The sequence below is a fragment of the Methylobacterium sp. XJLW genome (genome assembly GCF_003254375.1).
Taxonomy (GTDB): domain Bacteria; phylum Pseudomonadota; class Alphaproteobacteria; order Rhizobiales; family Beijerinckiaceae; genus Methylobacterium; species Methylobacterium fujisawaense.
Genome location: NZ_CP016429.1, coordinates 3,757,347 through 3,782,309, shown reverse-complemented (window position 1 = coordinate 3,782,309; position 24,963 = coordinate 3,757,347). Strand labels below are relative to the sequence as shown.

At 68.5% G+C, this 24,963-nt stretch carries 22 protein-coding genes; 7 read left to right on the top strand and 15 right to left on the bottom strand.

What is annotated here, in order from left to right; genetic code table 11:
• Window positions 1–5: 5 nt before the first annotated feature.
• From A3862_RS17550 to A3862_RS17535, 4 genes are all read right to left on the bottom strand, one after another.
• Window positions 6–818, bottom strand: coding sequence for an enoyl-CoA hydratase/isomerase family protein (locus A3862_RS17550; RefSeq protein ID WP_043758109.1), 813 nt, complete (start codon window positions 816–818; stop codon window positions 6–8).
• Between the two features lie 23 nt (window positions 819–841).
• Window positions 842–2,062 carry a CaiB/BaiF CoA transferase family protein gene (locus A3862_RS17545; RefSeq protein WP_043758112.1) on the bottom strand — a complete coding sequence of 407 codons (1,221 nt, stop codon included), beginning with the start codon at window positions 2,060–2,062 and terminating at the stop codon, window positions 842–844.
• A 6-nt stretch (window positions 2,063–2,068) separates the two neighbouring features.
• A complete protein-coding gene (locus tag A3862_RS17540; protein WP_043380055.1) occupies window positions 2,069–3,361 on the bottom strand; it encodes an MFS transporter in 1,293 nt (430 codons plus the stop codon).
• A 215-nt stretch (window positions 3,362–3,576) separates the two neighbouring features.
• Entirely contained in the window at window positions 3,577–4,827 is a 1,251-nt protein-coding gene (locus tag A3862_RS17535; RefSeq protein WP_043758115.1) for a nitrate/nitrite transporter, read from the bottom strand.
• A gap of 501 nt (window positions 4,828–5,328) precedes the next feature.
• Between A3862_RS17535 and A3862_RS17530 the strand changes: the two genes are divergently transcribed.
• On the top strand, window positions 5,329–6,264 hold the full coding sequence (locus A3862_RS17530; protein ID WP_043758118.1) for a L,D-transpeptidase: 936 nt from the start codon (window positions 5,329–5,331) through the stop codon (window positions 6,262–6,264).
• Between the two features lie 61 nt (window positions 6,265–6,325).
• Here the strand turns inward: A3862_RS17530 and glpX are convergent, their stop codons facing one another.
• The 3 genes from glpX to A3862_RS17515 all read right to left on the bottom strand — a co-directional run bounded on the left by glpX (window position 6,326) and on the right by A3862_RS17515 (window position 9,567).
• Window positions 6,326–7,309 carry a class II fructose-bisphosphatase gene (glpX, locus tag A3862_RS17525; protein WP_111473852.1) on the bottom strand — a complete coding sequence of 328 codons (984 nt, stop codon included), beginning with the start codon at window positions 7,307–7,309 and terminating at the stop codon, window positions 6,326–6,328.
• A gap of 145 nt (window positions 7,310–7,454) precedes the next feature.
• Complete coding sequence (locus A3862_RS17520) at window positions 7,455–8,771, bottom strand: homoserine dehydrogenase (RefSeq protein ID WP_043758120.1); 1,317 nt, start codon at window positions 8,769–8,771, stop codon at window positions 7,455–7,457.
• 109 nt (window positions 8,772–8,880) lie between these two features.
• Complete coding sequence (locus A3862_RS17515) at window positions 8,881–9,567, bottom strand: ceramidase domain-containing protein (RefSeq protein WP_043758121.1); 687 nt, start codon at window positions 9,565–9,567, stop codon at window positions 8,881–8,883.
• A 95-nt stretch (window positions 9,568–9,662) separates the two neighbouring features.
• On the opposite strand from A3862_RS17515, the gene xth reads away from it, so the two are divergent.
• Together xth and A3862_RS17505 are read left to right on the top strand one after the other, a co-directional pair.
• Window positions 9,663–10,457, top strand: coding sequence for an exodeoxyribonuclease III (xth, locus tag A3862_RS17510; protein ID WP_043758125.1), 795 nt, complete (start codon window positions 9,663–9,665; stop codon window positions 10,455–10,457).
• 71 nt (window positions 10,458–10,528) lie between these two features.
• Window positions 10,529–11,152, top strand: coding sequence for a glutathione S-transferase family protein (locus A3862_RS17505; RefSeq protein ID WP_043380068.1), 624 nt, complete (start codon window positions 10,529–10,531; stop codon window positions 11,150–11,152).
• 27 nt (window positions 11,153–11,179) lie between these two features.
• Here A3862_RS17505 and A3862_RS17500 read toward each other — a convergent pair whose 3' ends face one another.
• From A3862_RS17500 to A3862_RS17475, 6 genes are all read right to left on the bottom strand, one after another.
• On the bottom strand, window positions 11,180–12,082 hold the full coding sequence (locus A3862_RS17500) for a tetratricopeptide repeat protein (RefSeq protein WP_111473851.1): 903 nt from the start codon (window positions 12,080–12,082) through the stop codon (window positions 11,180–11,182).
• Window positions 12,069–13,799, bottom strand: coding sequence for a dihydroxy-acid dehydratase (ilvD, locus tag A3862_RS17495; RefSeq protein ID WP_043380071.1), 1,731 nt, complete (start codon window positions 13,797–13,799; stop codon window positions 12,069–12,071). Before ilvD ends, A3862_RS17500 begins: the two co-directional genes overlap by 14 nt.
• A 675-nt stretch (window positions 13,800–14,474) precedes the next feature.
• Entirely contained in the window at window positions 14,475–15,335 is an 861-nt protein-coding gene (locus A3862_RS17490) for a transglutaminase-like domain-containing protein (RefSeq protein ID WP_043758127.1), read from the bottom strand.
• 70 nt (window positions 15,336–15,405) lie between these two features.
• A complete protein-coding gene (locus tag A3862_RS17485) occupies window positions 15,406–15,999 on the bottom strand; it encodes a LutC/YkgG family protein (protein WP_043758130.1) in 594 nt (197 codons plus the stop codon).
• Window positions 15,996–17,567: a lactate utilization protein B gene (locus A3862_RS17480; protein ID WP_043758131.1), complete on the bottom strand. Its 1,572-nt coding sequence runs from the start codon at window positions 17,565–17,567 to the stop codon at window positions 15,996–15,998. The genes A3862_RS17485 and A3862_RS17480 overlap by 4 nt, the downstream gene beginning before the upstream one ends.
• Window positions 17,564–18,307, bottom strand: a complete 744-nt coding sequence (locus tag A3862_RS17475; protein WP_043758133.1) for a (Fe-S)-binding protein — start codon at window positions 18,305–18,307, stop codon at window positions 17,564–17,566. The genes A3862_RS17480 and A3862_RS17475 overlap by 4 nt, the downstream gene beginning before the upstream one ends.
• Window positions 18,308–18,661: 354 nt before the next feature.
• Between A3862_RS17475 and A3862_RS17470 the strand changes: the two genes are divergently transcribed.
• Both A3862_RS17470 and A3862_RS17465 read left to right on the top strand, forming a co-directional pair.
• Complete coding sequence (locus tag A3862_RS17470; protein WP_043345824.1) at window positions 18,662–19,054, top strand: DUF2267 domain-containing protein; 393 nt, start codon at window positions 18,662–18,664, stop codon at window positions 19,052–19,054.
• A gap of 173 nt (window positions 19,055–19,227) precedes the next feature.
• The gene (locus tag A3862_RS17465) at window positions 19,228–19,446 is read left to right on the top strand and encodes a hypothetical protein (protein ID WP_043345819.1); all 219 of its coding nucleotides are present in this window, start codon (window positions 19,228–19,230) and stop codon (window positions 19,444–19,446) included.
• A 21-nt stretch (window positions 19,447–19,467) separates the two neighbouring features.
• On the opposite strand, the gene A3862_RS17460 is transcribed toward A3862_RS17465, so the two are convergent.
• The gene (locus A3862_RS17460; protein WP_043758136.1) at window positions 19,468–20,406 is read right to left on the bottom strand and encodes a hypothetical protein; all 939 of its coding nucleotides are present in this window, start codon (window positions 20,404–20,406) and stop codon (window positions 19,468–19,470) included.
• A gap of 84 nt (window positions 20,407–20,490) precedes the next feature.
• On the bottom strand, window positions 20,491–22,560 hold the full coding sequence (locus A3862_RS17455; protein ID WP_043758139.1) for a M3 family metallopeptidase: 2,070 nt from the start codon (window positions 22,558–22,560) through the stop codon (window positions 20,491–20,493).
• Between the two features lie 182 nt (window positions 22,561–22,742).
• Between A3862_RS17455 and A3862_RS17450 the strand changes: the two genes are divergently transcribed.
• Entirely contained in the window at window positions 22,743–23,705 is a 963-nt protein-coding gene (locus A3862_RS17450) for an extensin family protein (RefSeq protein WP_043380083.1), read from the top strand.
• Window positions 23,706–23,781: 76 nt separating this feature from the next.
• Window positions 23,782–24,894 (top strand): L,D-transpeptidase family protein, encoded by a 1,113-nt coding sequence (locus A3862_RS17445; protein WP_043380085.1) that lies wholly within the window; start codon window positions 23,782–23,784, stop codon window positions 24,892–24,894.
• Window positions 24,895–24,963: the final 69 nt, after the last annotated feature.

Genomic DNA, 24,963 nt, shown 5'->3' with positions numbered 1-24,963 from the left:
TGCCCTCAGCGCCCGGTCCAGTTGGGCGGGCGCTTGCCCAGGAAGGCCTCCATGCCTTCGCGGAAATCCTGGCTCATGTAGCACATGAGGATCAGGTCATCGCCGGGATGTGGCGCGCCCTCGGCGACAGCCTCCTCCTCCGCCAGCCGCCGGAGCCCTTCCTTGGTCGCCTGCATGGTCAGCGGCGCGTGGTTGGCGAGGAGCTGCGCCAGGGTATCGACACGCTCGGTGAGCGCGGCGCAATCGGCGACCACTTCGCCGACGAGGCCGATGGCCAGCGCCTCCTCGGACCCGACCAGGCGGGCGGTGAAGATGATGTCCTTCACCCGCGCCGGCCCGATCAGACCGGAAAGCCGCTTCAGATTGCCCTGGCTCAGGCAATTGCCCAGCGTCCGGGCGATGGGGAAGCCGAAGCGGGCATCGCGGGTGGCGATGCGGAGGTCGCAGGCCGCCGCGATGGCCGCGCCGCCGCCCGTGCACGCACCCGCGATGGCCGCGATGGTCGGAACCCGCAGCCGCTCCAGGGAGCCCAGCACCTTGTCCATGAACCGCTCGTAGCCCAGCGCATCCTCCGCCGTGCTGAAGCTGCGGAACTGGGCGATGTCGGTGCCGGCCGCAAAAGCCTTCTCGCCGGCACCGGTGATGATCAGCGCCTTGATGGCCGGATTGCCGGCGATCGCCTCGCAGCAGGTGATCAGGCCCTGATACATCGCGAAGGTAAGCGCGTTGCGGGCCTGCGGCCGATTCAGGACGATGCGGGCGATGCCGGCCTCATCGGTCGTGAACAGCAGTTCGTCGGTGGCGGGCGTGGCGCTCATGCGCGGATTCTCCGTGTGCCGGCTCAGGCCGCGGTCTCGCGGACCACGCCGCGCGCGATCAGCGCGTCGATTTCGGCCGGCGCATACCCGGCCTCCGCAAGGATCGCGCGGGAATGCTCGCCAAGCAACGGGGCCGGCCCATGCACGCGCCCCGGGGTCTCCGAGAACTTCACCGGCAGGCCGAGGGTCTTCATGCGGCCGACCCGCGGGTGTTCGACCTCCACCACCATCTCGCGGGCGAGGGCCTGCGGATCCCGGTGCATGGCATTGACGTCGAGCACCGGCCCGGCCGGGACGCCGCCGGCTTCGAGCCGGGCGAGCCATTCGGCCGAGCTGTGGGCCCGGAAGATCGGCGCGAGGGTACCGGCGAGGTCCTGCCGGTTGGTCATCCGGTCGCGGTTGACGGCGAAGCGCGGATCATCGGCGAGGGCCTCGGCGCCGATCGCCTTCAGCAGGCGCAACCAGTTGGTCTGGTTGGCCGCCCCGATCGTGATCCAGCCATCGGCGGTCTCGAAGGCCTCGTAGGGCGCGTTCAGCGGATGGGCCGAGCCCATCGGTCCCGGCGCGATCCCGGTCGCCATGGCGATGGCCGATTGCCAGTAGGTGTGGGTGATGCCGGCCTCGAACAGCGAGGTGTCGACAGCCTGGCCCTTTCCGGTCCGGAGCCGGTTCGAGTAGGCCGCCAGAACGCCCATGGCGGCCAGGATGCCGGCGGTGATGTCGGTCACCGGCGGTCCGCACTTCATCGGGGGCCGCCCCGGGCCCTCCCCCGTGATCGACATGAGCCCGCTCATGCCCTGCGCCACGAGGTCGAAGCCGGCTCGCTCCGCATAGGGACCGGTGCGGCCGAAACCGGAGAGCGAGCAGTAGACGAGGGCCGGAAATTCCTCGCGCAGCGTCTCGTAGCCGATCCCGAGGCGCTCCATCGTGCCGCCGCGGTAGTTCTCGATCAGCGCGTCGGCCCCCTTGAGCAGGCGGCGCAGGACCGCGACACCGTCCGGGTCCTTCAGATCGAGACTGATGCCGCGCTTGCCGCGGTTCATCATCATGTAGGCGGCGCTCTCGCCTTCCAGGGCCGGCGGAACGGTGCGACGCGTGTCGTCGCCGTCCATCTTCTCGACCTTGATCACCTCCGCGCCCATGTCGGCGAGCATCAGCCCGCAGACCGGACCGGCCATGATGTGGGCGAGTTCGATCACCCGCATCCCGGCGAGCGGACCGGACCGTTTCATCGCTTCCGCCATCGCGCGCTACTCCCCGGCCGCCACGGAGCCCACGCGACCATCGAGTGGCGGGGCGGGATCCACGAATTCCCGCTCGGGGTGCATCGTGAAGGCCAGCGCCGCACCGAGCAGGCACAGGCCGATCGAACCGACGAAGGGCAGCGTCCAGCTCCCCGTCATGTCGACGATCACGCCGAAGACGATCGGCGAGACGATCGCGGCCACGGCCGAACCGGTATTCATCAATCCGCTGGCGGTGCCGGCATATTTCGGCGCGATATCCATTGGCACGGACCAGATCGGCCCGATGACCAGCTCGGCGAAGAAGAAACCCGAGGACAGGAGCAGCGCCACCAGGGTCAGATCCCGCGTCATGAAAACGCCGGCGAGGCTCGCAGCGGCACCGAGGAACCCGACGACGATCACCGACAGGCGGGCGAGCTTCACCTTGCCGGTCCGGTGCAGGATGGCGTCGCTCATCATGCCGCCAACCGTGTCGCCCACCACGCCGGCGAAGAACACGCCCGAAGCGAACAGCGCCGAGTTCTTCAGGTCGAGGCTGTAGTTCTCCTTGAAGAAGCTCGGCAGCCAGCCGAGGAACAGCCACAGGGTCCAGCCGTAGCAGAAATACGTGATGGTGACCGGCAGCATGCGGCGGGTCAGAGCGCCCCACGGGACGCTCTGCTTCGCCCCGACCTTGCGGGGCGGCGGCAGCGTGTCGAGTTCGGCCCGGGTGATCGCCGGATGGTCGGAGGGATCGTCGCGGAAATACAGCCACCAGATCGCCACCCAGATAAAGCTCACGGCGCCGAGGATCACGAAGCTGGTCCGCCACCCGAAATGGAAGATCAGGAAGGCGACGATCGGCGGCGCCACCGCGTTGCCGAGGCGCGCGAAGGCGTGGGTGATGCCCTGGGCGAAGCCGCGGCGGCCGGGCGCGGTCCAGTTCTGCATTGCGCGGGTGGCGGTGGGGAAGGTCGCACCTTCGCCGAAGCCGAGCAGGACCCGGGCCAGGAATAGGCTCACCAAGCCGCCGACCATTCCGGTCAGGATCGTCGCGGCGGCCCAGATCACGCCGCAGGCGAGCAGCGTGCGCCGGGCGCCGAACTTGTCGCCGACCGACCCGCCGATCACTTGGAAGATCGCGTAGGGATACGCGAAGGCCGACAGAATCAGACCGAAATCGGTCTTCGACATCCCGAAATCGCGCATGATCTCTGCGCCGGCGGTCGCGATGTTCACCCGGTCCAGATAGGTGATGAAATACATCACGCAGAGCAGGCCGAGCACGCCGTTCGTGGCGCTGATGCGCTTCGACATCGACCGTTCCTCCCATCGGGGCGCCGCCGCTGGCGGTCGCCGGGCGCCTCGGCTGATGGACCGGACGCTCTTTCATAATGCATTATTCAAACGCGTCGCGCGGCAGAACGCAATCGCCGACTTGTATCCGGCGCGCGATCGATCCGGTCGCCCCAACGGAAAACGGGGGCCGCCCGGGCCCCCGTTCTGGGTGATCGCGTTCGCGACGCGGGCTGTCAGGCCGTGACGGGCTGCAGCTGGTTCTGTTCGGCTTCGGTCGCTGTGCCCAGGGCCTTGCCGCGAGGCCCGACCCAGCTTCCGACCCACTTCCGCTGCCAGAGGGCGAGGCAGCCGAGCACGACCGCCGTGAAGGCGGCGTAGCCGATGAAGCCGATGGAGAACGACCCGGTATACTGCTTGGACAGGCCCATGACGTTTGGAAGGATGGCGCCTCCGAGGGCCCCGATTTCGCCGATCATCGAGCCGGCGACGGCGGTGTTGTTGGGCCACCGCAGGGGAACGAGCTGGAAGAGGGCGCCGTTGCCGGCCCCAAGCGCCGCGAAGCACAGCATGAACAGGATCGTGGTCAATGCCAGCGACGGGGTCGCCGTCAGGGACAGGAGCGTGGCGATCGCCGCGAGCAGCACCACCGACAGCACGGCGATCCCGCCCATCCGATCGGCGAAGTAGCCGCCGACGATCCGAATCCCCGAGCCCATGAAGGCCGCCAGCATGGTCAGGCGCCCGGCCTCGACCTTCGTCACGGCGAACTGCTCGTAGAAGAAGGTCGGCAGGAAGTTCGACAGGCCGATGAAGCCGCCGAAGGTGATGACGTAGATCAGCGAGAACGCCCAGCCGTCCTTGGTGAAGAGGCAGGAGACGTGTTCCTTGAACGACTGATGCTCGCAATCCGGCGGCTCCTTGGCGAGCACGATCATGATCGCCAGCGGCAGGAGCATGACGAGGCCGGCGAAGGCGTAGGTGGTCTGCCAGCCATAGGCCTGCGCCAGCGGCGGGGCGAACAGCACGGCCAGCACGGTGCCGGAATTGCCGGCGCCCGCGATGCCCATCGCCAAGCCCTTGTGCTCCGGTGGGAACCATCCCGATCCGAGGGACAGTGCAACGCCGAAGGACGCGCCGGCGATGCCCAGCAGGACGCCCATGGCGAGCACGTCGTTGTAGGACGAGACGAAGAGATATCCGTAGGCCATCGCCAGCATGATCACGCTCATCTCGGTGATCGCGGCATTCTTGCGGCCGATATACTGGGCCAGAATTCCAAGCGGGAAGCGCATCAGCGCCCCGGCGAGGATCGGAAGGGAGATCATGAATCCGGTCTGGGCCGGCGTGAGCTTGAAGGTCTCGGTGATGAACGGGCCCATGGCGCCGTTCAGGACCCAGATGGCGAAGCAGAAATCGAAATAGAGGAATGCCGCGAACAGCGTCGGGGGGTGACCCGACTTCATCACCGTTTTGAAGCTGGCCATAGCTGGTGCTCGTCGAAAGGAGGCGAACCGCTGCGCGGTCGCTCATGCCGGGGATCCGGACTCACACCGTCCGCTGTTTGGAGCGCCGTTGCTCCGCCGCCGCAGCAGGCGCGGCTGATCCGGCAATGCAGCATGCGTGCCACGTCCGGTTTGATGCGCGACGCGCCGATCGCCCCAAACGGTCGGAGCCGGGATCGGTTCGGAATCGATCCAGCCGCTGCCGTTCATCGAGGCAGGCCTGCCGAGTAAACGGGCGGCCGGACGGCGCCATCACGGATCGGTGAGCGCCGCAGCTCGTAATGGTTGCTGCATGCGCGCAACACAGGGGCGGAGAAACGGTCCGGAAGACCCAGTAAATTGCCTTCGATCACGGTCGGCAACTTGGCGGCAAAGCGTGAGTTTTGCTAAGCCCCGGGACGAGCTCCGCCGCGACTTCGTGCAGGCCCGCTCGATTGCGCGCCGCGGCAAGTCCCGGTGTCGCCTCCCGAGGAATTTCGATCCATGTCCGCCTCGATCCGTCGCCTTCTCCTGGCCGGCTTCACAGTCCTCGCCTTTGCCTCGACCGTTCACGCCCAGGGCCGCGGCCCGGTCGGCGATGCCGGCATCGACGGGTTCGGCGATGACGGCCAGCTCTATCAGGATCAGAGCGGTGCGCTCTATGTGCGTCGCGGCGGCCGCTACCTGCCCTATACGGGCCGCACGGATTTCGTGCGCCCCGCCCCGGCGGTACAGGCGCCCGTTGCTCCGCCAGCCGCCAGCTTCGACCCCGACGCGACCGTCCCGGCCCGTCCGGGCGGGGCACCGCCCGCCGAAGGTCTTTCGCCCCTGGAGGCCGCGAAGGCGAAGGCCATCCTGCGCGCGCCCGACAACGAGCCGATCGATTACGCCAAGATCTATGGCCCGATCACCGACGACGTGTTCCCGGTGCAGGCGTTCAACTACAAGAAAATGAACCCGGCCTTCTTGCGCCAGGAGATCGCCTATCACGGGCCCTACGAGCCGGGGACGATCATCGTCGACCCGCGGGCCCACCAACTGACCCTGGTGGAGGGCAACGGCCGGGCCCGCCGCTACGGCGTCGGTGTCGGCAAGCAAGGCTTCTCGTGGTCGGGCACCGCGACGGTCAATTCCAAGCAGGCCTGGCCGGATTGGTATCCGCCCAAGGAGATGATCGCCCGCAGCCCGAAGCTCGCGAGCGAGGTCGACAAGCTGCAGAGCGGCCTCGGCGTCTCGGGCGGCCTGCGCAATCCCCTCGGCGCCCGGGCCATGTACCTCTGGCAGGGCAACAAGGACACGCTGTTCCGCATCCACGGGACTCTGGAGCCTTTCTCCATCGGCAAGAGCGTGTCGTCGGGCTGCATCCGCATGATCAACCAGGACGCGATCGACCTGTTCAGCCGCGTCAATGTCGGCACCAAGGTGGTCGTGCTGAATTGATGCCCGGCTGAACCGCGATCAGCCGCGCCGCCGGTAGAACCGGCGGCAGCGGCCTGCGGCTTCAGGTCAAGCCGCGGCGGTGCTCGCCGAGGATTCGCCGGACCGTGCCGGCCTCGGAACGGTAGACCAGCGTCTCGGTCTGGATCCGGTCCGGTCGAAATCGGACGCCCCGCAGAAGCGCCCCGTCCGTGATGCCCGTGGCGGCCACGATGACGTCGCCGCTCGCGAGGTCGGTCAGATCGTATTTCCGGTCGAGATCCTCGATGCCCATCTCGGCGGCCCGGCGCCGCCGGTCGGGCGTGTCGAGGATCAGGCGTCCCTGCATCTGGCCGCCGATGCAGCGCATCGCCGCGGCGGCCAGGACGCCTTCGGGAGCCGCCCCGGTTCCGAGATAGATGTCGATGCCCGTCTCTTCGGGGCTCGCGGTGAAGATGATCCCCGCGATGTCGCCGTCCGAGATCAGGCGGACCGCCGCGCCGGCCGCCCGCACCTCGGCCACGAGGGCGGCGTGCCGGGGCCGGTCGAGGATCAGGGCCGTGATCTGCTTCGGCTCGACCCCCTTGGCCCGGGCCAGGGCAGCGATGTTGTCGTTGGGACTGGCGTCGAGATCGACGAGACCCGGCGGATAGCCCGGCCCGATGGCGATCTTCTGCATGTAGACGTCGGGGGCCGCGAGGAGCGAGCCACGCTCGGCCATCGCCATGACCGCGATCGCCCCGGGCATGTCCTTGGCGCAGAGGGTCGTTCCCTCCAGCGGATCCACCGCGATGTCGACCTCCGGCCCCTCGCCGAGACCGAGCTGCTCCCCGATGAACAACATCGGCGCCTGGTCGCGCTCCCCCTCGCCGATCACCACGGTTCCGCGGATGGGCAGGCTGTTCAGCTCGTCGCGCATCGCGTCGACCGCCGCCTGGTCCGCCGCCTTCTCGTCGCCCTGACCGCGCAATCGCGCGGCGGCGATGGCGGCGCGCTCCGTGACCCGGGCGAGTTCGAGGGCGAGCGTGCGCGGGACGCCGCGCGATGCCGACTTGGGGGCCTCAGCCATGGTTTCCTGCCTTTGTCCGAGCCCGATCTTGAGGTCGGATCCCGGGTGGACGCCGTCGAATGACGGCCGCCAAGCCTATACCCCTGTTCGCGAGCGCCCACTATCCTGCATCAAGGCCTCGCGGATCACCGTCCGGCATGCACTGTTATTCGCGCTCGATCCGGATCACCTGCGGCGGCTCCGCCAGCAGGCCGTCGGCGCCGATCGCGTCGAGGGCGTCCCGGATGTTGCCCTCGGTCGCCGCATAGGTGATCAGCACCAGCGGCACGGGCCGTCCGGAGCGGCCGTGCGGATCCGTCTCCGCGCCCTCGATGCGGCGTTGCAGGATGCTCTCCAGGGATATCTCCCGCTCGGCCATCCGCTGAGCGACACCCGCCGCGACGCCCGGGCGATCATGGACGGTGAGGCGGATGTAGTAGCCGCCCTCGTGCCGCTGCATCTCCACGCGCTCACTGGGGCGCATCGCGGCGGCCGGAATGCCGAAGGTCGGGCGGATCACGCCGCGCGCCACGTCGGCGATGTCGGCCACGACCGCGGAGGCCGTCGCCTCGCCGCCGGCACCGGGACCGATCAGCGTCAGCTCGCCCACCGCATCCGCGTCGATCGTCACGGCGTTGGTCACGCCCATGACCTGCGCGATCGCGGAGGATTTCGGCACCATCGTCGGGTGGACCCGCTGCTCGATGCCCGCCTCGGCCGCCTGCGCGACGCCGAGGAGCTTGATCCGGTAGCCGAGCTCGTCCGCCATGCGCAGGTCGAGAGGCTGCACCCGGGAGATGCCCTCCACCGACACGCCCTCGGCGTCGACTGCGGTCCCGAAGGCCAGGCTCGTCAGAATCGCGAGCTTGTGGGCCGTGTCGAAACCTTCGACGTCGAAGGTCGGATCGGCCTCGGCGTAGCCCAGGGCCTGCGCATCCTTCAGGCAGGCCTCGAAGGTCAGGCCCTCGCGCTCCATGCGGCTGAGGATGTAGTTGCAGGTGCCGTTGAGAATTCCGTAGACGCGGGAGATCGTGTTGCCCGGCAGGCCCTCGCGGAGGGTCTTGATCACCGGGATGCCGCCGGCCACCGCCGCCTCGAAGGCGAGCGCTACGCCCTTGTCCTCGGCGCGCGTGGCGAGGGCGGCACCGTGGCGGGCAAGCAGCGCCTTGTTGGCGGTCACCACCGGCTTGCCGGCATCCAGCGCCGCCTCGACTACCGCCTTGGCCGGTCCTTCGGCGCCGCCGATCAGCTCGACCACGCAGTCCACGGAACCGGACCGGGCGAGCGCCACCGGATCGTCGAACCATTCGATGCCGGCGAGGTCGAGGCCGCGGTCCCGGGTGCGGTCGCGCGAGGACACCGCCGTGACGCGGAGATCGAGGCCCGCGGCGGTGAAGGCGGCGCGGCGGCGCTCGACCATCCGGACCACGGCCGCACCGACGGTCCCGAGTCCGGCGATCCCGAGGCGAAAGCTCACTGTCATGACCCCTTCCGTACCCGGGCGACCGTGATGGACCGGGCGCCCGATGCGGCGCACTTCTGCAAGAATTCCGCACCGCCCGCAAGGAAACGGCCCCGGATCGCCGGACGGCTCACCCGGCGGACTCGCGGTGCCGCACCGCCGTCGCCACCAGGGCGTAGAGGATGACGGCGTTCAGCACGTGCCAGAGCGGATGGGTGCCGGTCGGCAGAAGCGTGCAGGCGGCCTGATCGGCGGTCCGCGCGGCGAGCGAGATCAGGAACAGGAGGCCGATCCCGGCGAGTCGCCGCCCGGTCCCGAGAAAGCGCTCCTCCGGCCGACGCGTGACCGCCCCCGCGATCCCGAACAGTGCCAGCAGGGCGGGCAGGTAGTCGACCGATCCGTTGGTGAGCCGCGCGACGTCGAGGCCGGTAAGCCCGTCGAGCACGGGCGTGAGGGCGAAGCCGAGGAGCGCGAAGCCCCCCGTCGCCGCAGCGACCCGGATCGGCGCCAGTCTCAGGAATCGCCGCAGGGCCAGCGCGAGATACGCGTAGATGAACAGGGCGATCGGGATCACGTCGGCCAGCATCGACCAGTAGACCGCCAGCGTGTGAAACAGGAACGAGCCGATGCCCACCACCGCGACCAGGGCGGATAGGACGAGGCCGGCTCGGTCCGGCGGCTCGGCTGCGGAGGCGCGTCGTGCAGCAGCGGCAGCCGCCACGAGGAAAGCCGCGTTCGACAGGGCGTTGGCCGGCTCGGCCCAGAATTGCGGACCGCCGCGCTCGCAATAGGCTCTCACCGGCTCGAACCAGTCCATCCGCCGACCCTAGATCCCCGTCCTTGCGCCGGGATGGCCTTGTCAGCGCGACGCGAAGCGCGGATGACGGCCCGGCGGCGACCGGAAGCGAGGCGATGCGGATCACCACCTGGAACGTCAATTCGATCAAGCAGCGGCTCCCGCATCTTCTCGCCTTCCTCGAGGAAGCGCGGCCCGACGTGGTCTGCCTGCAGGAACTCAAGTGCCAGGACGAGGCCTTCCCGCGGGCCGACATCGAGGCGGCGGGCTACGCGGTCGAGACGCTGGGCCAGAAGGCCTATAACGGCGTCGCGCTCCTCGTCCGGGAACCGCTCACCCTCTCCGAGATCCGGCGCGGGCTTCCGGGCGATGCGTCGGACGAGCAGGCCCGCTACATCGAGGCGCTCATCTCCGGCGCGGAGACGCACCCGGTCCGCGTGGCGTCGATCTATCTGCCGAACGGCAATCCGGTGGACAGCCCGAAATATGCCTACAAGCTCGCCTTCATAGAGCGGCTGCGGCTCCACGCCCGGGCACTCCTGCAGGACGAGATCGCGGTGGTGCTGGCGGGCGACTACAACGTCATCCCGGAACCTGCCGACGCGGCCGATCCGGAGGCTTGGCGCTCCGACGCGCTCTTTCTCGGGACGACCCGCGCGGCGTTCCGGGCGCTTCTCGCCGAGGGCTATACCGATGCGCTGCGCGCCTGCGACCCGCGCGATGGGCTCTACACCTTCTGGGATTACCAGGCCGGTTGCTGGCAGCGAAATGCCGGGATCCGCATCGATCACGTGCTGCTGTCGCCCCAGGCCGGCGACCGCCTGGTCTCGGCCTCGGTCCAGAAGCATCTGCGCGGGCTCGATAAGCCGTCGGATCATGTGCCGGTGACGGTGGAACTGACGGCCGGCTGAAAAGATAACCCATGTTGGCGGGCGCAGCGACCAGACCGGTCGCCGCCCGTCTTTCAGCTCAGGAGCCACGCTTGATCGTCTACGGTACCGGCTATTCGCCCTACGTCCGCAAGGTCCTGGTCTCGCTTGCCGAGAAGGGCATCGCCTACGAGCACAGGCCTGTGATGTTCCACGCGCCGGATGCCGACTTCCAGGCGGCGAGCCCGCTCGGGAAGATCCCAGCCATCGAGGACGACGGTTTCCGCCTTGCCGATTCATCGGCGATCCTCTGGTATCTGGAGCGGAAGCACCCGACGCCGGCCCTCGTTCCGACCGAACCGAAGGCGCTCGGCCGCGCCGTCTGGTTCGACAAGTTCGGCGACACCGAACTGTTCGCGAAGCTGATCGTGCCTTTCGTCCAGCGGGTGCTGAAACCCAACATGATGAAGCAGCCGACCGACGAAGGTGCGGTCGCCCAGGCGCTCGACACGGACCTGCCGCCGCTGTTCGACTATCTGGAGCGCGAGATCTCGGGCCCGTATCTGGTCGGTGACGCGTTCAGCATCGCCGACATCTCCATCGCGACCAGCTTCTACAATCTGCACTTGGCGCAGGCGAAGGTCGATGCCGACCGCTGGCCGAAGCTTGCGGCCTATGTCGACGCCACGCTGGCGCGGCCGTCGTTCAAGGCCGCACTCGAGGCCAAGAAGGGCTGAACCGGCCGGGCGGTCCGGCGGCGGCGCTCAGCGCCGCCGCCGGATCGAGCCCACGGTTTGCAGTTGCGTCTGCGCCTCGGCGCGGTCGTCCTCGCTCGCGGCCGCCCAGTTCTTGTCGTAGAGCGCGACGATCCAGTCGTCCTTCCGCGCTTCTGCCCCTTCCCGCGCGAGGGAGAGCCACATCAGGCCCCTCACCCGCTGGATCGGGATCCCGCCGAGACCGTTGACCAGCATGTCCCCGAGCAGTGCCTGCGCCGGATGGTGGCCCTTCTCGGCCGCGAGGTTGAACCAGCGCGCCGCCTGCTTCGGATCGGCCTCGACGCCCGTCCCGTCGAGGTAGAGCCGAGCGAGATTGTACTGCGCGTTGGGATCTCCGTAGTACGACGCGGCGTAGTTGAACATGTCGTAAGCGCGTTCGGGATTCGGGCGCACGTAGGTGCCCTTGATCCCTTCCAGGAAATAGGTGCCCAGAGCCGTGAAGGCGCTGCCCAGAACCGCCGAGTTCTGCGGGTCGGGGCCGTCATCGGTGCTGGCATCGGCGATCCGAGAGAAGAACTCGAACGCCTTCAAGTCGTCATGGGGCACGCCGTCGCCGTCGGCATACATCCGGCCGAGCTTCCACAGAGCCAGGGCGTGGCCCTGGCCGGCCGCGTATTCGAGGGCGCGGGCCGCGCCCTGCTTGTCGCCGGCATTGTACTCCCGCATGCCGGCCCGGAGCGCGTCCTTGGCCGAGCGATAGCTCTTGTCGGCGACCGGCACCTGAACGGGCGTGCGGACATTGGCGTCCAGCGCGCGCGAGGTCTCGACCGGAAGCGCAAGCAAAGCGAGCGCCCAGGTCGCGACGGCGAAGCCGCGGGCGAACCGGAACCGACCGGGATCGGCCCCGACCGGCGCCCTGCGCCGGCTGAGGTCAGTCCTAGACGTCCGCATAGCTCTGCGTCTCCTTGGCACCTCCCGGATGGGTCACGGCGCCGTAAAGCGCCGGGCCGACGCCTTGCGCGTATTTCCAGAGGTAGCCGGAGGTCGCGGAGTTCGGACGCGGCGTCCAGGCCTTCCGCCGCTCGGCGAGTTCCTCGTCCGAGAGAGCGACGCTGAGCGTGCCCTGGATGGCATCGAGGGTGATGACGTCGCCGTCGCGGATCAGGCCGATCGGACCGCCCACGGCGGCTTCAGGTCCCACATGGCCGACGCAGAAGCCGCGTGTCGCGCCCGAGAAACGCCCGTCGGTGATCAGCGCCACCTTGTCGCCCATGCCCTGCCCGTAGAGCGCCGCGGTGGTCGACAGCATCTCGCGCATGCCGGGACCGCCCCGGGGCCCCTCGTAGCGGATGACGAGGACCTCACCTTCCTTGTAGCCGCGCGACTGCACGGCCGCGAAGCAGGCCTCCTCGCCGTCGAACACCCGGGCCGGGCCGGTGAAGACCTGCTTCTCGGCCGGGATGCCCGCGACCTTCACGATCGCGCCCTCGGGGGCGAGGTTGCCCTTCAGGCCCACGACGCCCCCGGTCGGGGTGATCGGCCGGTTGGCCGGGTAGACGACGTCCTGGTCCGGGTTCCAGGTCACCCGGTCCATGTTCTCGGCGATGGTGCGGCCGGTGACCGTCATGCAGTCGCCGTGCATGAAGCCGTGGTCGAGGAGCGTCTTCATCAGCAGCGGGATGCCGCCGACCTCGAACATGTCCTTGGCGACGTAGCGCCCGCCGGGCTTCAGGTCGGCGATGTAGGGCGTGCGGCGGAAGATCTCCGCCACGTCGAACAGCGTGAATTCGATGCCGCATTCATGCGCGATGGCCGGCAGGTGCAGGGCGGCGTTCGTGGAGCCGCCGGAGGCGGCCACCACGGTGGCGGCGTTCTCCAGCGCCTTGCGGGTGACGATGTCCCGCGGGCGGATCCGATTCGCGAGAAGCTCCATCACCTTCTCGCCGGCGGTGGCGCAGAACTTGTCGCGGATCTCGTAGGGGGCCGGGGCGCCGGCCGAGTAAGGCAGCGCGAGGCCGATCGCCTCGGAGACGGTTGCCATCGTGTTGGCGGTGAACTGCGCGCCGCAGGCGCCGGCCGACGGACAGGCGACCTGCTCCAGCTCGTCCAGATCCTCCAGGCTCATGTCGCCGACGGCGACCTTGCCGACGGCCTCGAACAGATCCTGGACGGTCACGGGCTTGCCGCGGAACGAGCCCGGCAGGATCGAGCCCCCGTAGATGAAGATCGAGGGGACGTTGAGGCGCACCATGGCCATCATCATCCCCGGAAGGGACTTGTCGCAGCCGGCAAGTCCCACCAGGGCATCGTAGGCATGGCCCCGCATGGTCAGCTCGACCGAATCGGCGATGACCTCGCGGGACGGCAGCGACGCGCGCATGCCGCCATGGCCCATGGCGATCCCGTCGGTCACCGTGATGGTGCAGAATTCGCGCGGCGTGCCGTTGGCGGCGGCGACGCCCTTCTTCACCGCCTGCGCTTGGCGCATCAGCGAGATGTTGCAGGGCGCGGCCTCGTTCCAGCAGGAGGCGACGCCGACCAGCGGCTGGTGGATCTGCTCGCGCGTCAGACCCATGGCATAGAGATAGGAGCGGTGCGGGGCGCGGTCGGGCCCCTCTGTGACGTGGCGGCTCGGCAGCTTCGACTTGTCGTTCAAACGCGTCACCATGACTTCAGACCAAGCCTTCGCACAGCCGATCCCGAGGGTGCGCTGAACCGCGGCGCGTCGCCGTTCGCGAAGCGCCGGGATATTCATCCGCGTGCTCGGGAAGTCCTCGTTTCCGATCGGTAAATCGTTGTCGAGATTGCCGTTTACCGCGGATCTTGAGGTGGGCCCGGACTATGGCGGGATCGCGGCGTTTACAGGCAGGTCTCGGGGCGGAGCCGGGATCGTTTTACGGTGTTGCGACCCCGCCACAGCCACGCTTGCAGCCATTTCGCTCGCCAGGACCAAAAGAAGGACAATCGCGACGGCACCGCCCGGTGATCCGCCTCGATCCATCTAGTCTTCAGGATCAGCGCGGATCTTCGCAGAGGAATCCGGCCGCGCCGCGGCAAAACCGGCCGGAGATCGTCGGCGCAGCATTATCGCCGTGCGCGGTCTGCGCCAGAAAGACCTGGGCGGATCGGGAAATAACCCGTGGGACCTGATCCGTGGTTCGTTCGAACGCGGGGCCTGCAGGACCGCACCATAGCCCGCCCGGGACAGGGCGTATGTCCAGGCGACCGCACCGGTGGGCACGCTTTCCGATGCGGGAAGACGATCCCGTGACGGCGTCCGCGGGCGGCCGGCCGGACGGGATCACAGGATCACGGGATGGCCTGATCCCAGGCGGGTCGCGGCTCAGGCCGCCCCGCTCTGCGGCGCCGGGATCTCGGTGGAGATGGCGTCGACCGTGCGCGGCATCGGGCTGCCCTGCCCGTCCGCGCGCTGAATCCGCACCTGCTGGTTGACCGGCTGCATGTTGCCGAAGGGCGTCGAGAAGGCGATCTCGGCGGCATCGCGTCCGACGCCGATCCGCACCAGCCCGTCGAGGTCGGCTTGCCGTGTGGCGTCGAACAGCCACCAGCGGCCGTCGAGATAGGCTTCGAACACGGCGTGGAAGTCGCTCGGAACGAGCCCGTGGGCGTAGCAGCTCACGAACCGGGCCGGGATGCCGAGAGCGCGGCAGAAGGCGGCGCCGAGATGCGCGAAATCGCGGCATACGCCGGCGCGCTTGAGCAGCGACTCATGCGCGGTGGTCTCCCCGTCGCTGGAGCCCGGCTGATAGGCGATGTGTTCGTGGATCCAGTTGCAGATCTGGTTCACGCGGCCATAGCCCTTGGGCAGCGCGCCGAACTCGGCCAGAGCGAACGGCGTCAGCCGGTCCGAGGACACGAACCGGCTCGGCAGCAGGAAGGGCAGGATGTCGAGGGGCAATTGCCCGATCGGCGTCTCGTTGATCGTCGCGGGATCGGCCCGATGCACCGTGAGATCGACCTCGGCATTGTACTCCAGCGCGAACTGGCCGGTCGGCACGTTGACCGCGAGATAGCGGTTCTGGTGGTCGGGCGTGGTGTAGAGGTCGCGCTTGAGGTTCGGCGTCAGGACCAGGCTCTCGGTCAGGATCTCGACGCTCTTCAGCTTCGCCACCTCCAGATTGAAGATGAAGGTGGTGTCCGACAGGATATTGTATGACAGGCTGCAACCGAGGATGTAGCGCATCGGATCTCCTTGCCGGATGACGGCCTATCCGCCGCCCAAGCAAGGGGCGCGCCCGATCGTGGGTTCCGGATCAGGCGCGCCGCGGCAGCATCAGCACCGTGAGCGAGCGCACGCCCTGCGCGCCGTGGATCAGCACGCCCTCGATATCGGCGGTCGCCGACGGTCCGGTGTGCAGCACCGCGTAGGCCGAGCGGCCGAATTCCGGCCGGCGATAGGCGGCCTGCACGTTGGGCACGATATCGGCGGGATCGAGCAGAACGACGAGGTGCTGCGCGAGATAGGCGACCGCGTTGACGATCAGCTGATCCTCCGTGAACAGCACCGATCCCGTCTCGGCGATGCCGAACACAGCGCGCACCACCGCCACGTCCACGTCCTCGACCTCCTGCGGGGCGCGGACGCTCCGAAGGTCCCGGTTGCCGGTCAGTTCCGGTACCGCGGAGGCAATCACCTTGGCCGCATCGAGTCGCTCGCGGACCCCCGCGAAGACATCACTGGCGCCGGGCTCCGCCACCCGGCCGCCCATCCGCTTCAGCCGCTCGCCGAACTCGGCCACATGGTCGTCGCCGATGAGGGGCGTGAACAGCGGCACCTCCGGCAGCGGGAAATCGCCGGCTGGCCGGTTCCTGCGGATGCCGTCCAAGATCGCGTCGCGGGCGCTCATCGACGCGTGTCCTTCATGCGGTTCTGCTTGTACCAGGCGTGGAAGGTCTGGCGCGGTGCGTCGGGCATCTCGCGCTTCTTCCCCCAGGTGTTGAGCGGATTGTAGACGGCGAAACGCGGCAGGACCTTCAGGGCGGAGTCCGCCGCGCCGATCGCGGCCCGGTAGGCGGCCGGGCGCGACAGGACCGCGCCGGCGGCCTTCATCATGCCCTGCTTGAGCGCCGGGATCTGGTGCTCCTCGACCAGCACCTTGCGCCACGCGAAAATCTGCTCGTGGATGTTGATCTTCACCGGGCAGACGTTGGTGCACGAGCCGTTCATCGTCGAGGAGAACGGCAGCGTCGAGTATTTGCGCTTGTTGAAGGTCGGATCGATGATCAGCCCGATCGGCCCCGAATAGGTCGCCCCGTAGGAAAGGCCGCCCGAGCGCCGGTAGACCGGGCAGGTGTTCATGCAGGCGCCGCAGCGGATGCATTTCAGGGAGGTCCAGAACTCCTCCATGCCGAGGCGCTCGGAGCGGCCGTTGTCGACCAGCACCATGTGCATCTCGGTGCCCGCCCGCGGCGCGCGGAAATGCGAGGTGTACTGGGTGATCGGCGAGCCGAGCGCCGAGCGCGACAGCAGGCGGATGAAGACGCCGAGATGCTCGACCTTCGGGATGATCTTCTCGATGCCGATGGAGTGGATCTGCAGCGGCGGCACGTTGCCGGAGAGGTCGGCATTGCCCTCGTTGGTGCAGGTGACGACCGAGCCGGTCTCCGCGATCGCGAAGTTGCAGCCGGTCATGCCGGCATCGGCCTTCAAGATATAGGGGCGGGTCGTCTCCCGCTGGCTCTCGGCGAGATAGTGGGCGTCGTCGTTGTTCGGGTCCGTCCCGAGCGTCTTGGCGAAGACCTCGGCCACGTCCATCCGGGTCTTGTGGACCGCCGGCGCGACGACGTGGCTCGGCTCCTCGTTGTCGAGCTGCTGGATCCGCTCGCCGAGGTCGGTCTCGATCACCTCGATCCCGTTCGCCGCCATGTGGTGGCGGAAGCCGCACTCCTCGGTGAGCATCGACTTCGACTTCACCAGCGTCTTGGCGCCGTGGCTCCGCAGGATCTCCAGGACGATCCGGTTGTGATCGGCCCCGTCCTTGGCCCAGTGGACATGGACGCCGTTGGCTTTCGCGGCTGCCTCGAACTGCTCGAGATAGCGGTCGAGATGGCTCAGCGTGTGCGTCTTGATCTGCGAGGCGAGCTCGCGGAGCTCCTCCCATTCGGGAATGCCGTGGGCCGAGACGTCGCGCTTCTTGCGCAGGTCCCACAGCCGCTCGTCGTGGGCAGCCTGGTGCAGCGGCGCGGCGAGGAAGCGCTCGGCGGCCTCGGACTGATTGATCGGACGGTCACCCCGGATCTTCGCGCCGCGGGGCTGCGGCTCACGGACCTGGGGCGCGCGGATCGGCTTCGAGGCCGCCTCGGCGTGCTGGAGGCGCCGTCCGTCCTGCGCGCGTTCACTCTCGTCGTGGCTGGCGCGCACCTCCGGGTGGATGACGCCGTCGCGCTCGCGGGGATTCAGATCCTCGGCGCTCATGCGGTGGCTCCGTTCAGCACCTGGGCGATGTGGATGTACTTGAGGGGCAGGCCCAGGCGCTCGGCGCAGCCCTTCTGGTGCATGAGACAGGAGGAATCCGCCGAGACGACATATTGGGCGCCGGCGCGGTTCTGGTCGGCCACCTTGTCGTAGCCCATCTTGGCCGAGACGGCGGGCTCGAACACCGAGAAGGTCCCGCCGAAGCCGCAGCACTCGTCCGGCCGGGCGAGATCGACGAGCTCGACACCCTTGACGAGGCGCAGCAGGTCGAGGGGCTTCGAATAGTAGGGCTTCACCAACTCGGATGGCCGCGCGTGATGGATGCCGCGCAAGGCGTTGCAGTTGGTGTGATAGGCGACCTTATGAGGGAAGTTCGTCCAGGGCAGGTCCTCGACCTTCAGCACGTCGTGCAGGAATTCCACCAGCTCGTAGGTGCTGGCGCGGACGTGGCGCACCGCGTCGGTCTGGGGGATCGCGGTGAGATGCTCGCGGACTTGGTGGACGCAGGATCCCGATGGCGCGACGACATAGTCGAAGCCGGAAAAGTTCTTCACGAACAGCGCTTCGGTGGCGGCGGCTTCGGCGTGGCAACCGGTATTGGCCATCGGCTGACCACAGCACGTCTGATCGTAAGGGTATTCCACAGTGCAGCCGAGCCGCTCCAGCAGCTCGAGGGTGGCGATCCCCACCTCGGGCTCGAAGGCGTCGACGTAGCACGGCACGAACAGGCCGATCCGCATGGTGCGACAACTCCCTGGAGATCGGCCGCGCGGCGATCTGGAACGGTTCAAGATTGGTGGTGGGTCTACCGGATGTCGCTGATCTTGGCGAGATCGGACACTGCGTCACCGGTCCCGATGTAACGCAGCGCGCCGTTGATGCGGGGTCCGCAGCCCCTCCGTCTTCCAGGCCGTGGATCCGCGGTCAGGGGACGTCATTCCCTGGGCTGGGCGGTCGGCGTCCTCGATCCGGTCGAGGGGTGACGCTCCTCCGTGCGCAGCCGGAGAGTTTCCCGAGGATGCTGGGCCGCGCGCTTGATTTCCGACGCCTCAGAGTCGAATGACGTCTGGAAGCGTTCCGAAGAGATCATCACCATGGAAGAACTGCTCGCCCGCGTCACCACCCGCACCGGGCTCGACGCCGCGACCGCTCAGACCGCCATCGGGCACATCCTGGCCTTCCTGCAGAAGGAAGGGCCGGCGACCGAGGTCGGTCAACTCCTGGCTGCCCTGCCGGGCTCCGAGTCCCTGATCGCCGAGTCGAATGCCGGCGAGAGCGGCGGCGGCGGTCTGATGGGCATGCTCGGCGGCATGATGGGCGGCGGCGGCGTCATGGCTTTGGGTCAGAAACTGATGGCCGCCGGTGTCCCGATGGGTCAGATGCAGCCCCTCGGCCAGGAGCTGTTCGCTTTCGGTCGCGAGAAGGTGGGCGAGGACGCGATGGGCCCGATCATCGGCTCGATCCCCGGCTTGAACCAATTCGTCTGACGCCCATCGATGTGCGCGGTCGCACTGCATTCGGGTGCCGCCTGGACGAAGGTAAAAAAGAGGTTTCGAGGCGAAAGCTTGACGGAACCTGTCCACGCGATCCCCGTTATTAGGGATGCGGGCTGGATCGACGCCTTTGGCAGTGTCCAGTTCCGCTCTCAAGCAGGCCGGCCATGCCCGTCTTCGAAGCCAAAAACCTGGACAGCGAGTTTGAAGGGCAGACCCTGCTCGCTGCCATCCTGCATCCGACCCGCGCGGCGCAGACCCGCGCTCTGAGGCACGGGCGCCAACGGGCGGAGCGCGCGGCGGCCTTGGCCGATCCGATGACGATCGAGCCGCGTTTCCCGATTGCGCCCGGCGAACTGGCCCCGACCGGCTGTCCCAGCCGCTGAGGCTGTTCGGATTCGGTCAGCCTACCAGGGCTGCGACGTGACGAGACCCTGGCGCGTCACGACCACCCATTCCCGTCCATGTCGCTCGACGCCTTCCACGCGACCGACGCCCGGAAGGATGTCGCCGGGCGAGACCTCGACCAGGCGGCGACGGCGATTCTCCAAAACCGCCGTGCCCTCGTAGACGTCCCGCAGAGCCCAACCTTCGATCACCGGGGGCCTGTCGAAGGCCGCCGGTTTCGGCTTGGTCTCGCCAATCTTGGCCTCGCCAGTCTTAGCCTCGCCTGCCTTGGCCTCGCCTGCCTTGGCGTCCGCCACCTTGACCTCGGGCTTCCCCTCGCTGGCGCGGGCGGGCTCGCCGATGCTTCCCGTCTGGGTCGGCTCTGCCTTCGCGGCGACCGGTGTCGCGGCTGTCCGGCGCTCAAGCTGCGCGGCAAGGCCGGTGAGCCGGGCGGTGTGCTCGCGCTCGACCTGCTCGAGGCGCTCGCCGAGAGCCGCGACCTTGGCATTGAGACTCTTGTCCACCTGCGCCAGACGCTCGCCGAGGGCGCTGCTGCGGTTCGCGGCCTCTTTCCGCGCGGCGTCGGTTGAGGCGCGAAGGTCGGCGAGGACGGTGTGGAGCTGCGCGATGTCGCCGGCCAGCCGAACGGTTTCGGTCCGGCCGGCATCGAGCGTGGTTTCGAGAGCCGCAATCGCATCGGGCCGAACGGCTGCCGGGCGGGAGAGCACCATCACGCTCCCGCCCAGAATTGCGCCGACGGCCAAAGCCGCGCCCGGGAGCGCGAGCCGCTTATGATCGAGGCGCGACAGGAACGGACGAGCGAAGCCCTTGCCCGCGGGAGGCTCCACGGACGCGGTCGCCGCCGAGGCAACTTCCGCCTTTCCGGTCACCACAGCTTTGAGCAGATCCGCCGGCGAGATGCCCTCGGAAACGGCCTGCTTGGCTTGGATCTTCGTCATCGCCCCGAACTCCGCACGCGGCCTCGCGCTGCAAGCGTTCGTTAAGGACGTTTGTTTACGAAACCCTTACCGCGGGCGCGCGGCTCAGGCCGCCAGCCCGCGCTTCTTCAACAGCGGCTCGATGCTGGGCATCCGCCCGCGGAAGGCCGTGTAGGCCTCGCGCGGATCGCGCAGATTGCCGGCACCGTACACGAAGGTCCGCAGCCGCTTGGCCGTCTCCGGATCGAAGATGTCGCCCGCTTCGCGGAACGCGTCGAACGCGTCCGCATCGAGCACCTCCGACCAGAGATAGCTGTAGTACCCGGCCGCGTAGCCGTCCCCCGAGAAGATGTGGGCGAAGTGCGGTGTCCGGTGCCGCATGCTGATCTCGGCGGGCATGCTGATTCGCCGCAACGCTTCGGACTCGAACACGGGGACGTCGAGCCCGGCCTCGCCCTCCGCCGAGAGATGCAGCGTCATGTCGACGATGGCCGAGGCGGTGTACTCCACCGTGGCGAAACCCTGGTTGAAGGTCCGTGCCGCCAGCAGCTTCTGCAGCAGGGCGTCGGGCATGGGCTCGCCGGTCCGATGATGCCGCGCGTGGGCGCGCAGGACCTCCGGCTGCTCCAGCCAATGCTCGTAGAGCTGCGAGGGCAGTTCGACGAAGTCCCGCGACACGGCCGTTCCGGACAGGAGCGGGTAGGTCACGTCCGATAGCAGACCGTGCAGGGCGTGGCCGAATTCGTGAAACAGGGTGCGTGCGTCGTCGAAGGACAGCAGCGTGCTCTCGCCGTCCGGCGCCTTGGCGAAATTCATCACGTTGACGATGATCGGCGTGATCGGGCCGTTCAGGCGCTCCTGCGAGCGGAAGGCGCTCATCCAGGCGCCGGACCGCTTCGAGGCCCGGGCGAAATAATCGCCGAGGAAGAGGCCCACCTCGGACCCGTCGGGATTGCCGACCCGCCAGACCCGGACATCGGGATGATACCGGGGGACGTCGGAGAGTTCCGTGAAGGTCAGGCCGAACAGCCGGGAGGCCGTGTCGAACGCCGCCTCAATCATCCGCTCCAAGGGCAGGTAGGCCTTGATCTCACTCTCGTCGAGGTCGTGCTCGGCGCGACGCACCTTCTCGGCGTAGTGCCGCCAATCGTGCGCCTGGAGCGCGAAGTTGTGGCCTTCGGCCTGGATCGTCGCCTGGAGGCGGTCCCGCTCTTCGGCCGCCCGCGCCCGGGCGGGCGTCCAGACGTCGCGCAAGAGCCCGGTCGCCGCTTCGGGACTCGCCGCCATCGTGTCGTCGAGGGCGAAATGGGCGAAGCTCGCGAACCCGAGAAGCCGCGCCCGCTCCGCGCGCAACCGGATGATCTCGGCGAGGATCGCACGGTTGTCGGTCTCGCCGCCGTTCTCGCCGCGCCGGGTCCAGGCCGCATAGGCGCGCTCGCGCAGGTCGCGCCGGGTCGAGAAGACCAGGAAGGGCTCGATCAGCGAGCGCGACAGAGTGATGACGTGCCCGTCGAGGCCGCGCTCCTTGGCGGCGCTCTCGGCGGCGGCCCGCAGGAACGGCGGCAGGCCGGCCAGATCCTCCTCGCCCCGAAGCGGCAGGATGAAGCTGCTCTCGTCGGCCAGGAGATTCTGGCTGAACCGCGTGCCGAGTTCCGACAGGCGTGCCGCGATCTCCGCCATGCGGGCCTTGTCCTCGGGCGCGAGATCGGCCCCCGACCGCCGGAAGCGGATCCGGTATCGGTCGAGGACCCGGCGCTCCTCCGGCTCCAGGCCCTCGGGCGCGATCGCCGAGATCCGGGCCCAGAGCTCGGGATTCAGGTAGATGGCGCTTCCATGCCGGGCGAGCTTGGGGCCGATCTCGCGCTCAATGGCCTGAAGCTCCGGGTTCGTATGGCTGCCGGTCAGATTGTAGAAGACGCCGGCGACGCGCTCGAGGGCGAGGCCGGCCCGCTCCATGGCCTCCACGGTGTTGCCGAAGGTGGCCGGAGCGTCCTGGCTCGCGATCACGCGGATCTCGGAAGCGTGGGCCTCTAGCGCCGCTGCGAAGGCCGGCCCGTAGTGCTCCGGTCGGATCCGCTCGAACGGCGGAAGGCCGTGCGGGGTGCTCCAATGCGCCTCGCGGAAGGGATTGTCCTGCGGCAGGCTCGGGAGCCCGGCATCAGCTGCGTCCGACATGCGGTCCTCAACGATACGTCCACGCGACGCCGCGTCTGTCCGCGCCGCCGGTGCGCCGACATGGGGTCTGCCGGCGCGATCGGAAAGACAGTGGCCCGTTCGACGGGTCCGTCAACCACATGGGCGCGATCCGAATGGCGTCTCGTCCGTTGTAGAGGCCAACGCCCACGCTTCGAGGCCCCATGCCGGGACGCACTCTGTCGATCCGCCCTCCGTCCGTCATGCGCGCCGGGGTGGCCCTTGCATTGGCGCTCGGCCTGCTCGCCGCCGATCCGGTCGGGGCTGCCGAAACGCCCGCCGCCTCGGTGCCGACGCCCCCGCCCCTGCCGCCCGAACGCCCTGAGACGCTGAAGCCACCCGTTGCGGAGCCGGCACCCCCGACCCCGCCGGCCCGGCCTCCGGAACTCAAGCCTGCCGTCGCGGAGCCGGCGAAGGAGCCGGTCAAGGATCCCGGCCGGGAAAAGGCCTCCGAATCCGCGAAGGAAGGCTCGAAGGAATCCGCGAAGGAGGCGTCCAAACCCGAGATCCCGACGCCGCCACCCGCGCCGCCCGAGCGCCCGCCGGAACTGTCCGGCGGGGCGGCCCTGGCCCTTAAGGTCTCGCCGCCGGACGATACGGCCTGCCGGACGCGCCTGAAGCGACTCGGCGTCGATTTCGAGCCGCTGGCGCCCATCGCGGAAGGGCAATGCACCGCTCCGCTGCCGCTCAAGGTGACGAAATTCGCCGACGGCGTGGCGCTGCCGCAGGGCGCGACCTTGACCTGCCGGGCCGCCGAAGCCCTGGCGCGCTGGGTCACCGAGGTGCAGGTCGAGGCCGAGCGGACGTTGAAGCATCCCCTGACCGCCCTTGAACTGGGCGGCTCCTATGTCTGCCGAGGCCAGAATCACGACATCGATGCCAAGCTGAGCGAACATGCCTTCGCCAATGCCGCCGACATCATGGGCTTCGCCTTCGCCGGACGCGCAAGCATCTCCGTGAAGGCAATGCCGGACGGCTCCGAGGAGGCGCAGTTCCTGGGCGCGGTGCGCACGAAGGCCTGCGGCTTCTTCCGCACGGTCCTGGGGCCGGGTTCGAACGCCGCCCACGCCAACCATCTTCATGTGGACCAGCGGGAGCGCAATGCCGGCCACCGGCTGTGCGAGTAGCCTCGCGTGGAACGTTCCGGCCGGCTCGGCGCTTTTTGGCACGGGAGCGCCTCCGCTCTCCGGAATTGCGACGTCGATGATCCCAAAATCCTGGCGGCCCGTTGGCGCGGCTCTCGTGGCGAGCTGTCTCGTCGTGCAAGGCGCGGCGGCCAAGCCCGAGAAAGACCGGAAGACCGAAGCGGCGCAGCCGCCGGCGCTCACCGCCGACACCGTGAACGCCGCCGCCCTGGCGCCCCCGGAAGCGGGCAAGGATCGGGATGCCAAGCCGAACACGAAGGCGCGCCGGGCCGCTGCGTCCGCGGAGAAGCCCGACCCGCTGGTCGTCAAGGCGCAGGTGCTGCTCGACCGGGCGCATTTCTATCCCGGCGCGATCGACGGCCGGACCGGCGAAAATTATAAACGCGCGCTCTCCGCCTTCGCTGTGGCGCAGGGGCTTCCGGCGACGCAGAGCCTGAATCCTGAGGTTTGGGACAAGCTCCAGGCGACGAGCGATAAGCCCGTCGTCACGGACTATACGATCACCGAATCCGACGCCTCGGGGCCCTATGTCGAGCGGATCCCGCCCAAGATGGAGCAGCAGGCCGATCTCAAGACGTTGGGGTACACCAATGCCCGGGAGATGCTCGCAGAGCGCTTCCACATGGGCCGTGACCTCGTCAGCGCGCTCAATCCCGGCAAGTCCCTGGACAAGGCCGGCACGGTCATCGCCGTGGCGGCCGTGGAGCCGATGGGGACCGACAAGCCGAAGGCCAAGGACCTCCCCGAAAGTCCGAAGGTCGAGCGCATCGAGGTCGGCAAGGCGAGCCGCGACGTCCGGGCCTTCGGCGCCGACGGAAAGCTGCTGGCCTACTACCCCGCCTCGATCGGCAGCTCCGAGAAGCCAGCGCCGAGCGGCGACACCAAGGTGAAGGGCGTCGCGTTCGATCCCGACTACACGTACAATCCGAAATACGCATTCAAGGGCGTGAAAGCGCAGCACAAGTTCACCATCCAATCCGGTCCCAACAACCCGGTCGGTCTGGTCTGGATCGATCTGGCGATCCCGAGCTACGGCATCCACGGAACGCCTGAGCCCGAGAAGGTCGGCAAGACCGAATCCCATGGGTGCATCCGGCTGACCAATTGGAATGCCCGCGACCTTGCCGCGCATGTCACGCGCGGTGCTGAGGTCGTCTTCAAGGAAGACTGATCACCCGGCTTCGATCCGCCCGGCTGCCGGGCGGACAAAAATGTATCAGGCGTTAACATAGCGCGCGGT

Coding starts and splice junctions, on each gene's coding strand:
- A3862_RS17455 (WP_043758139.1), bottom strand. CDS start 22,560: ATGTCGGACGCAGCTGATGCCGGGCTCCCGAGCCTGCCGCAGGACAAT.
- A3862_RS17475 (WP_043758133.1), bottom strand. CDS start 18,307: ATGCGGATCGGCCTGTTCGTGCCGTGCTACGTCGACGCCTTCGAGCCC.
- A3862_RS17540 (WP_043380055.1), bottom strand. CDS start 3,361: ATGTCGAAGCGCATCAGCGCCACGAACGGCGTGCTCGGCCTGCTCTGC.
- A3862_RS17515 (WP_043758121.1), bottom strand. CDS start 9,567: ATGGACTGGTTCGAGCCGGTGAGAGCCTATTGCGAGCGCGGCGGTCCG.
- A3862_RS17470 (WP_043345824.1), top strand. CDS start 18,662: ATGGAAGAACTGCTCGCCCGCGTCACCACCCGCACCGGGCTCGACGCC.
- A3862_RS17530 (WP_043758118.1), top strand. CDS start 5,329: ATGTCCGCCTCGATCCGTCGCCTTCTCCTGGCCGGCTTCACAGTCCTC.
- A3862_RS17550 (WP_043758109.1), bottom strand. CDS start 818: ATGAGCGCCACGCCCGCCACCGACGAACTGCTGTTCACGACCGATGAG.
- ilvD (WP_043380071.1), bottom strand. CDS start 13,799: ATGGTGACGCGTTTGAACGACAAGTCGAAGCTGCCGAGCCGCCACGTC.
- A3862_RS17450 (WP_043380083.1), top strand. CDS start 22,743: ATGCCGGGACGCACTCTGTCGATCCGCCCTCCGTCCGTCATGCGCGCC.
- glpX (WP_111473852.1), bottom strand. CDS start 7,309: ATGGCTGAGGCCCCCAAGTCGGCATCGCGCGGCGTCCCGCGCACGCTC.
- A3862_RS17445 (WP_043380085.1), top strand. CDS start 23,782: ATGATCCCAAAATCCTGGCGGCCCGTTGGCGCGGCTCTCGTGGCGAGC.
- A3862_RS17545 (WP_043758112.1), bottom strand. CDS start 2,062: ATGGCGGAAGCGATGAAACGGTCCGGTCCGCTCGCCGGGATGCGGGTG.
- A3862_RS17520 (WP_043758120.1), bottom strand. CDS start 8,771: ATGACAGTGAGCTTTCGCCTCGGGATCGCCGGACTCGGGACCGTCGGT.
- A3862_RS17490 (WP_043758127.1), bottom strand. CDS start 15,335: ATGCGCTACATCCTCGGTTGCAGCCTGTCATACAATATCCTGTCGGAC.
- A3862_RS17485 (WP_043758130.1), bottom strand. CDS start 15,999: ATGAGCGCCCGCGACGCGATCTTGGACGGCATCCGCAGGAACCGGCCA.
- xth (WP_043758125.1), top strand. CDS start 9,663: ATGCGGATCACCACCTGGAACGTCAATTCGATCAAGCAGCGGCTCCCG.
- A3862_RS17500 (WP_111473851.1), bottom strand. CDS start 12,082: ATGCGGACGTCTAGGACTGACCTCAGCCGGCGCAGGGCGCCGGTCGGG.
- A3862_RS17460 (WP_043758136.1), bottom strand. CDS start 20,406: ATGACGAAGATCCAAGCCAAGCAGGCCGTTTCCGAGGGCATCTCGCCG.
- A3862_RS17535 (WP_043758115.1), bottom strand. CDS start 4,827: ATGGCCAGCTTCAAAACGGTGATGAAGTCGGGTCACCCCCCGACGCTG.
- A3862_RS17480 (WP_043758131.1), bottom strand. CDS start 17,567: ATGAGCGCCGAGGATCTGAATCCCCGCGAGCGCGACGGCGTCATCCAC.
- A3862_RS17465 (WP_043345819.1), top strand. CDS start 19,228: ATGCCCGTCTTCGAAGCCAAAAACCTGGACAGCGAGTTTGAAGGGCAG.